Origin of the sequence: Thermostichus vulcanus str. 'Rupite', from assembly GCF_022848905.1 — a bacterium.
In the GTDB taxonomy this organism is placed as follows: domain Bacteria; phylum Cyanobacteriota; class Cyanobacteriia; order Thermostichales; family Thermostichaceae; genus Thermostichus; species Thermostichus vulcanus_A.
This window is the reverse complement of the sequence record NZ_JAFIRA010000043.1, coordinates 17,121-30,558: the sequence shown is the minus strand read 5'-3', so window position 1 is coordinate 30,558 and position 13,438 is coordinate 17,121. Positions and strand designations below refer to the sequence as shown.

The following is a 13,438-nucleotide window of genomic DNA, read 5'->3' as shown; positions in this document are numbered from 1 at the left end:
ACCTGTAACCGCGATCCTGAACCAACCATGGCGTCTCGGAAGCAGCATGACCAGCGTACCTATCGAATCGAATTCAAAATACACACGTACTGCTATGTCACCGATTAGTTTTGTCAGTCAACCAGGGCATAGCCATCATGGCGAGCGTCCAGTAGGTTAATTATCATACCCACCAGCCGATCCTGGCCGGAGCGCAGCAACTCTAGGGCACGGGCTACACTGGGACGACTGGCACGTTCTAAGCCCAACACCAACACCACTCCATCCATTTGGTTGGCCACACTTTGGGCATCGGCAATCCCGACAATCGGGGGAGTATCGAGCAGCACATAGCGGTAGGCTTGTCGCCATTCCCTCAGTAAGCGGGTCATGGTGGGGGATCCCAGTAAAGCGACGGGGTTAGGGGGCATAGGGCCGGATGACAGCAGATGGAAACGATCCGTGATGACAGAATGGAGGGCGTTTTGCCAGGTGGTTTCTCCCACAAGGGCCGTGCTAAGGCCGACGGCATTGGTTTCTTGGATCATTTTGTGCTGGGTGGGCTTACGCATATCCGCGTCCACCAGTAGAACTTTGTGGCCCAACTCTGCCAAGGCTTTGGCCAAGTGGAACGTCACGGTAGATTTTCCCTCACCCGAAAGAGCTGAGGTGAAGCAGAGGGTACGCATTTCCTCGCTACTGCCCAGATAGCCCAAATTCAAGGCCGCCGAACGAAACGCTTCGGTAAAGGGCATTTGCTTGTAATTTTGTCGTTGTTCTTCCCCCATCACCAAGCCCTCTAGAGCCACTTTGGGCACGGCCCCCAACATGGCCAGACTGGTGAAAGCTTTGGCTTCTTCGACCCCCTTAATCCGTTGATCCATGCGCTCTAGCAGCAGAGCCGTGCCGACCCCCAGAAGCCCCCCGGCAAACAGCCCCAAGACCAAATTCCGTTGCCGATTGGGGGAAATGGGAATTTTCGGGATCCCTGCCGGTTGTAAAACTCGCCAAGGGGAAATTTCTTGGGCCTCTGTAATGCGAAGCTCCTGCAGCCTGGAGAGGAAGGTATTCACCAATTGGGATTCCACTGCATTTTGGCGCTGGAGCTCGGTGTAGACCTGCTGTAACTGCGGGATCCGGTCAAACTCCTGGGCAATTTCGTCTTCCACTTGGCGCAAACTGGCCAGTTGTGCATTGTGTACCGCCAGCTCCACTCGGGCCTGCATCACCTGTTGGGCTAGGGTTTGTTGCAGTGGAACATTACTACCAGGGATCCCGGCGCCATTCGCGGTGGAGTTGGCCATGGAGCCGACATTAACGATCCCAGTTTGGCTATTGGGTTCCCCAACGAGGGAATCACTCATGATCGGTAGCGGCAGGGTGGCTTGTTCGGTACTGGGATTCACCGGCATAGCGCGCCCGAGAACCTGTTCGATCCGCTGCTGCAGCAAAGCCAAAATACGATCCCGGCGAGCTTGGAGATCCTGTACCGTCGGGTAATCCTCTCGAAAACGGATTCTCTCTAGGGCCAGATCCAGCTCCGCCTGTTGCAACTGAGCAGCCAGGGTTTGGTATCCACCGTCTTGGCTGAGGGTGGTCATCTCCAAAGATGTGGCGGGATCTTGCCCCAATTGGCTCAACAACACCTGCTCCCGTTGTCGGATCTGGTTAATGGCAATTTGGCTCTGTTGAATTTGCCCCGCCAGGGTTTGGCGGATTTCCACCACAGACTGACCAAAAGAATCCGGATCCACAATGCGATGGGTTTCGCGGAACTGACGAATGGCAGAGGTGGACTGCTCTAAGGCTGCCCGTGCTTCCGGTAGCTGTTCTTCGATAAACGCAATCGCACTACTGGCTTGGGAACGACGACTCTCCAGGCTGTAGTCTACATAGGTGCTGCCCAAAGCATCCAATACCGCCTTGATCCGTTCGGGCTCGGTATCCACATAAGCCACACTCAGCACATCCGCATTGCCGACTTGTCGAATCGTTAAATTGGGGATCACCACTTCCGCAGGGGTGTTTTGAAAGGGATCCGTTAACCGCATCATGGCCCGCTCCACCAAGGGGCGACTGCGCAAAATTTGAATCTCGGTGGAAAGATCCCGATTGACGCTAACCGGTTGCCCTGCATCAACCACAGGAAGAGTCGCCTGACGATCCAGCAAAATGAGCGTCTCAGACTGATAGCGAGGGGTTTGCGCATTGGTGTAAGTAAAGACCGCCGTAAACACTGCCCCAGCCATGACCACCGCCGGGAACCAGCGCCGCCGCAACGCCTGCCACAGGTCGGGTTCTGGGTACAGCGGGGCACTGAGGAGTTGATCAGAAGCGAGCAACTCTGGGCCGGGAGCAGGGTAGGCTTTGGAGGATTGCATAGACTGAGGTACTGCCGTGACTAGAGATAAGGGGCTGTAGAGGGATCCAACTCTTATCGGACTCTTATCGGAAAATGCGTTGTAGAACCGTCAGACTGGTGAGTGGCCCGAGGATCTCGTTCAGGACATCTGCCGTTTGGGCCAGGACAGAGGGATTGACCACCACAATATCGGTATTTCTCAAAGCTGGGTTGGTTTGCTCATTCAAATTTTGGGTTAGATCCACTGCAAACTCCCGTCGGGTGACTGTGCCGTTGGGATTGAGCCGGATCAGCTCTACCGAAAGCTCATCCGCCCGCCGACTGAACCCTCCGGCAGCCAAAATCGCCTGGTTCATGGGCGTATTAGGGGGTAGGCGCACCAATCCGGGCCGCACCACTTCGCCCACGACATTAACGCTGATCTCCACCGGAGAGAGGTTTGCAGAAGCCAACTGTACGGCTTCAGTAGCATCCAATGTCGCTGCTGTTGGCACAAAAACGGAATCCCCATCAAACAGCAGCAGGTCTTGCTCAAGGTCACCAACTTGAATCAAATCCCAGAGGTTGACGGTGAAACTTTGCAGGGATCCTCCTGGAGTAGGACGACGCACTTGTACCCGGCGGATATCAGCCTCTTCAGTAATGCCCCCTGCTCCTTGCAAGATTTGCGTCACAGAGGGGATCGGTACCTGTAATGACGAAGCGGTACTGGCTCCGGCTTCACCTAGGGTGACACCTGTACCTGTACCCACCGTTAGGGTATAAGCCCCAGGACGATTGACCTCTCCCACCACAGCAATGCGCATTGGGCGAGCAGCCACCAAGCTGACATTGACAATCGGGCGTTCCAGAAAGGCAGATAGCTGAAAGCGAATTTCTTCGGCCACTTGAGCCAATGTTTTGCCGGACACCATCAGCGAACCCACTAGAGGTATCGTCAGGGATCCATCCAGCAGCACCTGCTGCTCACCGCTAAACTCAGCAACATTAAACACATCGATCCGCACCCGATCCCCTGGCCCCAAGACGTATAGGGTTCGTGCTGTCGGAGAGGGTAGATCCAAACGGGGCGCCGGTGCTGGCAACCCTGTTTGGGCCAAAACTGGGGCAACAGAAAACACGCTCAGCGCTACACAAGCCCCAACGAGAGCCTGAACCTGGCAAAGAAAAGACTTTTCGTGTCGGACTGGAGCTAACACCACCCACTACCCACAATCAGTGATCTGGCCTTGTGCTGAAGTTTATCCAACACTGGACTCAAAAGCTATCCCTAGTTTCTTGCAAGCTGCAGCACCGCTACAGCCTTTGAGAGCACTTTGAACCCCCCAAGATGAGGCCAACATCATTTTGTCAGCTTCTAAATTTTTGATATCATACTCGTTCATTTTCATTCATTCAACCAGACTCAGCATCGAAAATCTGTATTTAGTGTTATTAGAAATTTGAGAACACTACTTATGGTCTTTTGCCTTGAATCCTGAGATCCAATCCTTAACATTCCCGAGGTTCATTCTCTCTCTTTCGGATATACTCCTTTGCAGAGATATGTTCAGCATCAATGACTCCTGTTCAAGGGATCCGCGGATCTAGAGAGCTAGGTCGCTTCAAGTCCGTTTGGTACTACCCCTGTCACCTCAGCTTGGGGCTGGTGGGATCCCTGTGGCTGAGTGTCGCAGATCCGGCTTATGCCGCCCGAGTTCAGCCCGAGTCTTTCTTTGTTTCCCTCCCTTCCCAGCCCAATTGGGCCAGCCTAGAGACGGGATCCCGCCTGTCTGAGGGGTTGGACTGGGAGATCACTTGGCAACCGGAGTTTGCACAGGATCTTGAGGTGTCCAATGCTACAAGCAATCTCTCTATCAAAGCGGGAGAGCCCCGATCAGAACTTCAGCCCCTCCTGGAATGGGTGCATCAGGAAGCTGCTGCCACAGGCACCCTAGCTAGCATCCAAGCAGTGGACTCCCTTGTTCGCAGGGAACAGGCTCGCCTGGAGCACTTGTTGGTGGGGGTGCGGCAACAAGCCCTAAGCCAAACAAGTCCTTCTACCCTCACCCATAGGGGCGAGGCGGATCCCCTGCCCTTGGCTGGAAAAACGTTGCTGGCCCAGTCTTTGCCCCTGGATCACTTGGATCAGGTGTCAGACACTCCGCCTCCTGTGATTCTGACCCCCTCTTTGCAACAGAACCAACTGCCGGCAGTCTTAACGGAGCCTGCTTTTTCTGCCCCACCCCTTTCAGACTTACCCTCTGCCAACCTGAATGTGCCCGAGATTCAAGATCAACTGCTGCAACCCCAACCCTTTCTTGGCCAATTGAGGGATCAAGATATCTTGCCTCCCTTGCGACGCAATACCTTAGTGCCGTTTCCGGAATTGGCTACCCCCGTTGCCTTGGCTGAGACTCCTCTCACATCCGGAGAGGATCGGTACCGCTCCCCCTTAGAGCGACCCATGACCCGCCTGTTTGGGTTTGAAACAGCCACCCCCCTGAAGCAGGGTGAGTTGGTTCTATCAGCAGGGGGCAACTCTTTTGGCAACCCGCAAGATTTTCGGACGGTTTTCTCTGATGTTACCAATCGCAGCAATGACATTCGCTTCGGCCTTGACTATGGTATCTCAGATCAACTCCAGTTCAGTCTTGGTGCCGAGGGTAAAGATGATACTATTTTTGCCAATTTAGTGGCTGAAGATTCTGGAGTTTCAGTTATTTATCAAGGGATCCCTGCCCAAGTGAAATGGCAGGTCTATGAGGGAGAAAAACTAAGCTCAGCGCTTGTCTTTTCCACACAGTTCCCGGCCAATACCGTCCCCGGAAACGTTATCAACCAATCCCTCAGTGTCAATCCCAGTTCCCGCAAGGTGATCCTCACCTTAGATCGCAACGTCAACAATGCTCTTTTGGCAGAAGACAGTTCCGTCTACTTCAGCCTTGCTGCTCCGATCACCTATCAGTGGAGCCCCCGCATTCGTCTACATGCCAATCCTCAGGTGAGTGTCTTCCCCGACCGGATCCCGGTCACCAATCTGCGCGGTAATGCGGGAGAGCTGGTCAATGCAGAAATTGGCTTTGATGGGGAGAGCCTGAAATACTTTGGTACAGTTGTTGGCTTGGGGCTTGGGCTAGATTATGACATTAGCCGTGTTCTACAGTTCTCTGCAGATGTAACCCCTATCCTCTCAGGAACCAATACCCTTGCTCCAGGTGGGGAAGATTCTTTGTTTGTGCCCAAGTCAGTTTGGAATGTAGGCGTGCGCTGGACGCCCAACAGCCGCTTGGGCGTTAATCTTTACCTCACCAATCGGTTTGGCCCCTCAACGGCTTCTCCCGCCAACCTGTTGGTACAACCGGGCGGAGATTCTGGCATTGGCTTAGATTTTGTGTACCTGCCCGACTTGATCGGGGCATACTCCATCGCTAAGCGGGATACCTACCCGGAACCTTCTGCTTTCTTATCCGGTTTGAACGGCTTTCCCAGCACCACCTTGCCTCTGGACGGAGTGGTGTACGAGTTGGCCTATGGCAGCAAGGCTCGGTTCACCCAAACGGCTCGCTGGGGTGTTTTGGATGACCTTGAAATCGTCACTTACCGAGATACCGTTGGTAACGATACGTTCCCTGTTGAGGTGGGTTTGTTGGGCCGTCTAGCCTTGGTGGGTGATCGCGGTCGCCCAGGCGTCACAGCGGCTCTATCCGCAGGGGCTTTGGGCTTTGAAGGAACCGACGGAGCAACAGATGTTGCGTTGTATGCCGATTTACCCATTGGGTACCGAGCTCGTTCTTCTGCCTATTCCGTCGGGTTTACCCCTAAGTTATTGGTGCCAACCGAGGCTTCTGGACGGGGAAATACACTGGGGATCACCCTAGACGGGCGCTGGAACTTGAGTGAGAGCACTCAACTGCTGGGATCCTACACACCCATTCTCTCAGGAGAAAATCAGCTCCTCTCCGGCAAAATTGGGGAGCGTGCCCAAAGACCCGATGGTAATGTTTCGCTCTACAGCTTAGGGGTACGCCAAATGTTCCAGACCGACCATTCCCTCTACGCCCTAGATTTACACGTGGGCAATACCGCCGGGAGTTATGCGCAACAAGGTTTGCTCGGCCTGCCCAATGGTGAAAATCAAGTGGGCCTGCGGTTGAATATCTTGAACGGGATCCCCACTCCCCCAGATGCACAATAGATTTCTCAATCGGTCAGGGAGCCTTAAATTCATGGCAATCCACCTGCTCTCCCCACTTTTCTTGCTCCGCTCGGGTTGGGGGGTTGTCGTTGCTCTAGGATGGCTACTCATGGCAGGATTACCAGCTAGAGCCGAAGCCATTGACGAGCCAAACATTGTCGAGCTGGTGACGGCAGCCGTAGCCGCGACGGAAAGCCAGGATTGGGCCAGAGCCGCAGACCTTTACCGACAAGCTGTGGAATTGGAACCCAACAATTCTGGCCTCTATAACAATTGGGGAGTTGTGCTGAGGCGTCAAGGAGATCTGCAAGGGGCGATTCGGGCCTATCAGCGTGCCCTGGAATTGGATCCCAATCTCAGTGCGGTGTACCTCAATTTGGGTTTGGCTTACCTGGTGGAGCGTCGTTGGGAAGAAGCCTTGGCAATCTTGACCCAGGCAGAACAACAATTGCCCAATGAAGTAACTTTGCCCCTCTATAAAGGCATTGCCCTAGAAAAACTGGAACGCTGGGGAGAGGCGATTGGAGCCTACAGCACCTACGTGCAAAGGACTCCCAACGCCCTCGGTCATTACCGCCTGGCTATTGCCTATTGGCAAACTGGGGATCCCCAACGAGCTGCGGAGTTTTTTCAGCGAGCTGCCCGGATGGAAGCCCAGGTGGGGCTGTACAGTGCTGAGGCTGGACGCGCCTTGGCCTTGCTCGGTCAATATCAGGATGCTGCGACGTTGTTAGAACGATTACCCAGTTCTTGGCTGGAGGCGTCAGACTTTCTCCTGTTGGCCCGGATTGCCCACCACCTCCATCGTCCAGACCTGGCGGATCGCGCCCTGCAGCGGGCCTTGGCTCTTGCTGACAGCGGAAGCTCTAGGGCAGCCAGAACCTCTTCACTCCTAAATGACGCTGGGGTACTGACGGCAGAACGCCAAGATTTGCAACAGGCAGTGCAATTTCTAGAAGCTGCTCTAACAGAATCGGAAAGGGATCCGCAAATGCTGGCTGTGGTGGCGGCTAACTTGGCAGATTTATATCTCTCTCAGGGGCGACTGCCAGAGGCTTTGCAGCAGGCTCAGAGGGCTGTGTCAGCCGATCCCAACTTACCCCAGGCCCACAATACGCTGGCCGCCATCCTTCTGGAGCAGCAAGACCTGGATGCGGCTATTCACCACTGGCAAGAAGCAGTCCGACTGGATCCCCTTTACTGGCAAGCTCACCGCAACCTAGCCATCGCCCAGGCTCTTCGTGGAGAAATAGATCAAGCTGTTGAGAGCATGCAACGAGCCATGGAAAAAGCACCCACTCTAGAAATCGTCCAGCAATTGAACGGCGAACTGCAAGGGATCCCTTTGGTTCGGACAGGACTAGAGGAGCAATCCCAATGAGAAGAGTTTTGTGGAGAAGAGATCCTGCCGTTGCAAAAGTTTGATTTAGAAAGGGACAGAAGCCCTTTTGATGTTTCGAGTCACAAAAAGGGCTGACTTGGGTAGCCCAGTATAGAAAAATGTGTGCCCAAAATTTACATTAATGAAAAATACAATTCCCCTTTATCGTGTCGTATTGTATGCTCCAGATATTGAAATTAAATCGGTAACCCAGGGCATCCTTAAAGTCACTGATGGTTTTGTAGGGTAGGAGTGAAGTCATGAGCATAAAAGCACATAGAATTTTGTATAGAGCATCGTGGTTCATGATCCTTGCCTCACAGCTCCTGCTGGGTTGCGGAGGTGGCAGTACTGGTTCTACTGTCCCACCTGCGCCTCCAGCTCCCCCTGTCCCACCTGCGCCTCCAGCTTCCCCTGTCCCACCTGCGCCTCCAGCTCCCCCTGTCCCACCTGCGCCTCCAGCTCCACCAACAATTATTGTGAATGCTCCGACAACAGCACTAGCGGGTCAAGCTGTATTCGTTAGTGCCACGGCTAGTACGCCAGGTGGGCTTGCTTCTGTTACCGCTACGGCCACTGGGCCGGGGGTGAACATTACGGTCTCCTACACCCCTTCTGAGATTGGATGTACCTTAGGGGCCTTAACTTGCACAGTATCCCGAGTCATCACCATCCCTGTAGGATCGTCAGGAATCTACTCATACACTGTACGGGTCACTGATCAGTTGGGTCAAGTTGGCATCCAAGCCGGCTCAGTTACTGTTAACTAATCAACTAGCCCTTAGAAGCATTCAATTACTCGTTTCCATCGTTCACATTGTCCTTATCCAAAAACCGCAGGAACTGTTAATGAAAGCACAGACTCTACCCACGAAGAGATTGCCATTTACGTCAGGTGTAACCCTAGGGATCCTCCTGATAGCTGTCCTGCAGCTAGGCTGTGGCGGTGGAGGCTCATCCTCTACAGTACAGCTGCCTTCTCCAAGCCCGACCCCAACTTCACCACCTGCTGCCCCTCCCACCCTAACCCTCTCAGTCCCGAGCAGCATTAGGTCAGGTCAGGCAGTGACTCTAACCCTCTCGATCACTACGCCTGCTGGGTTGCGAAGCATCCGTGTTCTCTTTGTGGGGCCAGGTTTTAGCTTTAATGAATCAGTTTCTCCTGGCTTAGTGGGGTGCTCGGTTGGGGCCACATCCTGCAATGCCAGTCAAACAATCCCAGCTACCTTAGGTACAGGAACCTACAACTACACCATCACAGTTGAAGATAGCCTGGGCCGAACAGCAAGCCGCAGTGGGACAGTAGTCGTCACCCCATAAAGAAAGAAGATCAAGCATGCAGCTACTCTGGGTTCCCAATCGGATCTGCATAGAAGAACATACTCTCTCCAAGAAGAGAACTGTTATATTTGCTACATCTAGGATGGGTATCATCTCCTGGATTGAAGCTATTCCAGTCGGGAGAGAACCCCTTTACCAGATAGGGCTTTTAAGATCCTAGCCCCTGTTGTAAGGACGCTATCGCTCCGAGGCCAGACATTGAGCTGCATTGAAATTTAATAAGTTCAGGTTATTATTATGTCGTTTTTTTTGAAATCCGGGGTATTCTAAAAGCATTCTGGTTGATCAAAACGTGATTCCGGAATAAGGGCGTGGTGAATGTTGCGATGAAGGTGGGTAGACCCTACGGGTGTGTTTGCTCCTCTACCGGTAAACAACCTCGTGTGAGCCTTGTTCTTTGTGACCCGTTATGACTCATTTCATCCGCAAAGATTCTCTGTCCTTTCATCTGCTGATTTGTAATCAGTTCTTCCCGCCCGATTTTGCGGCTACAGGACAGCTCTTAGAAGAGCTGGCTCAACACCTAGGCAGGATGGGATTCAAAATTCGAGTATTTACCAGTCAACCTGGTTATGCCTTCACCCGTCCCTCTGCTCCCCGCCGCGAGGAACAGGGATCCCTGACAATCCGGCGTACCCGAGCAACCCGTGTTTGGCCGCAACGGATTCGAGGCAAGGTGATAGGTGGGCTGCTCTACTGTGTCCGCGCCTGCCTTCATCTATTGCGCCCCGCCAATCGAACTGATCTGATTGTCTTGACGACTTCTCCTCCCTATCTTTTGTTTGTGGGCTTTGTCGCGCACCTATTCCTCCGGATCCCGTATGTCTGCTTGGTCTATGACCTCTATCCTGATGTGGCGGTGGAGTTAGGGGTGATACCGGCTCGGCATTGGTTAACAAGATTTTGGCAGTGGATGAATGTCCAGGTTTGGAAACGGGCAGCGGGAATGATCGTGCTCAGCTCCTCCATGAAACACCACATAGAGACCCAAATCCCGCAGTTGAAGTCCAAGATTCATGTCATCCATAGCTGGGCGGATCCCGACCATCTCAAACCGTTAGCCAAGACTGAGAATCCTTTTGCCCATGAGCATGGGCTTGTGGATCTCTTTACGGTGTTGTACTCCGGGAATATGGGCCGCTGTCATGATATGGACACGATTTTAGAGGCTGCCCTGCTGTTAAAGGATGACCCAACCATTCAGTTTCTCTTCATTGGAGATGGAGCCCAAAAGCAGCACTGTCTGAACTGGGTCAAGACCCATCAATTGTCAAATTGTCGATTTTTACCCTATCAAGCCAAGGAAACTCTGCCTTACTCGCTGACAGCATGTGATGTGGCGTTGGTTAGCGTCAAGCCGGGTATGGAGCGACTGATCGCTCCCAGCAAGCTGTATGGGCATCTGGCAACTGGCAAGCCGATTGGAATCATTTGCTCCCCCGATGCCTACCTAAGAGACATGGTTGTGGAGGGAGGGTTTGGTTGCTGCTTTGACAATCAGGCAGCCGAAGCACTCAGTCACTTCATTTGCTCTCTACAGCGGGATCCCCACTGGGCAGAGCAGATGGGGGCTCGAGGCCGGGCTTACCTAGAACAGCGCTTCACCCCCGAAAAAATTGCCAGGCAGTATCTACAGGTTTTTCAGCACTGTCTGAACCCTGAGCTTACACATCCCGAGTCCACAACCCCACCTCAACTGAAGGTGAAGATATGACAGGGTCGGCAGGGGCATTTAGGGGTTTGAGAGGGGGGTAGTGGTGTCTACTAGTCGCCGTTTTTTAACCGGCTGGGCCGGATGACCAGCATAGATGGTCATGGGATCCAAATCTCGACAGGCAACACTGCCCAAAGTGAGTACCGCCCCCTCTCCCATCGTCACCCCCGGCCCAACGATGGCTTGTGCACCGACCCAAGCGCCCGACTGGATCCGAATAGGGGCAGTTTTGAGAGAAAACCGGGGATCGCTCCAGTCATGGTTGCCGGTACAGAGATACGCCCCCTGGGAAAGGCAGACATGGCTTTCTAGGGTGATCGGTGCCAGATTATCCAGCCAGACATTTTCCCCGATCCAAACGTGGTCACCCACCTGTAGTCGCCAAGGAAACTTGACCTTGACACCGGGTTTGATTCGTACCCCACGGCCCACCTGGGCTCCAAACCGACGTAAAATCCACACCTTGAGCCCTGAAAAGGGAAACAGTGCACTTTGCACCCAAGGGGATCCAATCCCATACCACAGCAGTTGGCGCACTAAGGAAGCCCCAGGAGTATAGGATCCCTTCTGGTATTGATCCAACCGAACTGGCATTCCTGACTCCGCTCAGCCCCGCACCTGAACAGCTCCCTCGTCTATCCCCCTGCGCCGCTCTGGATGAACCCACAGGGTAATGGTGGCACCACTGCGTCCAGTGAGCAGCCAACCGTAGGCTCGTGCCCCATCTCGGGCAATGTGCAGCAGGGATTCTCGGGATCCCGGATCCCGTAGGGTATTGGGGGGGATGGGTACTGGGGTAAAGGCAATGCCCCGACTGCCCAGCACAATTGAGGCGATCAGGCGGGCACGGGGCATGTGGTCTGCTGAGGTAATCAAATACAGATGTCGAATGTCCTGAGCCTGGAAGTCATTCACCAGCGAGGTGAAATTGGTAAGGGTATCAACGGCTCGATAGTCGAGAATCAAGCGTGGCGGCCCGATATTCCGTGCCGCAAAAATTGGGCGGGCCACTGCTGGGGGAGCTCCGGTGGAAACCCAAATGGGCAGATCAGGGTGGTCTTGGGCAAATTCTGCGGTAAAGGCTTCTCGGCCTGCTCCGCCCCCCAGCATGAGGATCCCTTGGGGGGTAGGGGATTGGGATGCGGCTAGGCCCAGCCGGATGAAGGGAAAGCTCAGGCAAGCCAAAGTCAGTCCCAGGAGACCGCAGATCAGGGGGCGGCGATAACGAGCTGGAAGTTGGAGATGCCTTAGCATATGGATAGAGGGCTGCGAAGGGCGATGTAGGCAGAGGTGTGCCCCGTTGCCTGAAGTTGTTGCTGAAGTTGTTGATTTAATACATGGGCAAAGGAGAAGAGAAATTGTTGCTATAGTAACGAATCCAATGGGCGCTCGGTTTAAGTTCAGATTGACTCATAAGAGAGGTCAGGGACATCTGTATTTCATGATTGGCGAGCTTTTGTCTTCCACTCTTCCTCGATTAACCGTAAGCTGAGCAGAAGCTCTGCAAACATGCGCTGAAAGGCGTAATACCAGCCTCGCCAACCATCAAGGATCCCGCCTTTTATGATGAGGCAATAGACTAAGATAATGAAGGGAGCTATCACTTTTTGTTTGCGGATTCTATCGCCCAGACTCAGTTGTGAATCTGGAGTTTCGAGCAGTTTTTTAGCTTCGATGACCATGTAGCGGTCTTGCGACCAAAGCCAACGACTGAGAGGTTTGCGATCGTCGTGGTAAATACAACCCTTTAGGTAACTAGAGTTGCCTTTTACCTGCAATAGCTGGGTATGTCCATCGTCTATATAGATGGCTCTCTCTTTGCGAAAGAGGACTTGACGGGGCGGTAATAGTGTGCCGCGAAGAGGTTTGCCAAAGATACAGTATTTGAAGTTGGCAAAGTAGCCGTCAATACTTTGGGGTGATGAGAGCAACTTTATCTCATTGAGCAGGTTATCGGTTATAAAGTAATCAGCATCTAAAGATAGAACCCATTCTGTGTTGACTTGTGCTATGCCATAGTTCCATTGGCTGGCGTGCGTGTCAAAGTGGCGCTGAAAAACCTCAACTTGAGGATAGCGGCTGAGGATTTCCAGCGTTTCATCGGTGCTGTAGCTGTCAATGACGACAATACGGCTGGCCCAGGTGAGTTGTTGCAGAGTTCGATCGATATTGGGTGCTTCGTTGTAGGTAAGGATCAGGGGGGTAATAGCCTCTAGTTGCATGAGAGTTTCTTATCCTTCCCAGATTTCAGTAGGAGTGAGATTTAGGCTTGGAAAGGTGGGTGCTCCCATCGGCACCGTCGTTGTAGGCAAGATACGCATCGAAGGTCAGCCGTTCGGTTAGGAGCGCCATAGGTCATTGGGTCAAGGGTTGATAGACAGAGGTTGATAGACAGAATCAATAACTGTCATCATAGCCAAGGGCTTTAGGATGATCTGATGCGGGACAGGGTGGCACTGCAAAGCATCGATCTCCACAGGTAGG

The 13,438-nt window shown here is 53.3% G+C and carries 8 protein-coding genes; 3 read left to right on the top strand and 5 right to left on the bottom strand.

Going from position 1 to position 13,438, the window contains the following annotated elements:
* Positions 1–113: 113 nt before the first annotated feature.
* Together JX360_RS14035 and JX360_RS14030 are read right to left on the bottom strand one after the other, a co-directional pair.
* Positions 114–2,360, bottom strand: a complete 2,247-nt coding sequence (locus JX360_RS14035) for a GumC family protein (protein WP_244352151.1) — start codon at positions 2,358–2,360, stop codon at positions 114–116.
* 64 nt (positions 2,361–2,424) lie between these two features.
* A complete protein-coding gene (locus JX360_RS14030; RefSeq protein WP_244352149.1) occupies positions 2,425–3,462 on the bottom strand; it encodes an SLBB domain-containing protein in 1,038 nt (345 codons plus the stop codon).
* A 437-nt stretch (positions 3,463–3,899) separates the two neighbouring features.
* On the opposite strand from JX360_RS14030, the gene JX360_RS14025 reads away from it, so the two are divergent.
* From JX360_RS14025 to JX360_RS14015, 3 genes are all read left to right on the top strand, one after another.
* The gene (locus tag JX360_RS14025; RefSeq protein ID WP_244352148.1) at positions 3,900–6,518 is read left to right on the top strand and encodes a hypothetical protein; all 2,619 of its coding nucleotides are present in this window, start codon (positions 3,900–3,902) and stop codon (positions 6,516–6,518) included.
* Between the two features lie 109 nt (positions 6,519–6,627).
* Positions 6,628–7,899: a tetratricopeptide repeat protein gene (locus JX360_RS14020; protein ID WP_244352147.1), complete on the top strand. Its 1,272-nt coding sequence runs from the start codon at positions 6,628–6,630 to the stop codon at positions 7,897–7,899.
* Positions 7,900–9,649: 1,750 nt separating this feature from the next.
* Positions 9,650–10,954, top strand: a complete 1,305-nt coding sequence (locus tag JX360_RS14015) for a glycosyltransferase family 4 protein (RefSeq protein WP_244352146.1) — start codon at positions 9,650–9,652, stop codon at positions 10,952–10,954.
* 18 nt (positions 10,955–10,972) lie between these two features.
* Here the strand turns inward: JX360_RS14015 and JX360_RS14010 are convergent, their stop codons facing one another.
* The 3 genes from JX360_RS14010 to JX360_RS14000 form a co-directional block, all read right to left on the bottom strand.
* On the bottom strand, positions 10,973–11,548 hold the full coding sequence (locus tag JX360_RS14010; protein WP_244352145.1) for a WcaF family extracellular polysaccharide biosynthesis acetyltransferase: 576 nt from the start codon (positions 11,546–11,548) through the stop codon (positions 10,973–10,975).
* A 12-nt stretch (positions 11,549–11,560) separates the two neighbouring features.
* On the bottom strand, positions 11,561–12,208 hold the full coding sequence (locus JX360_RS14005; protein ID WP_244352144.1) for a YdcF family protein: 648 nt from the start codon (positions 12,206–12,208) through the stop codon (positions 11,561–11,563).
* 185 nt (positions 12,209–12,393) lie between these two features.
* The gene (locus tag JX360_RS14000; RefSeq protein ID WP_244352143.1) at positions 12,394–13,176 is read right to left on the bottom strand and encodes a glycosyltransferase family 2 protein; all 783 of its coding nucleotides are present in this window, start codon (positions 13,174–13,176) and stop codon (positions 12,394–12,396) included.
* Positions 13,177–13,438 lie beyond the last annotated feature (262 nt).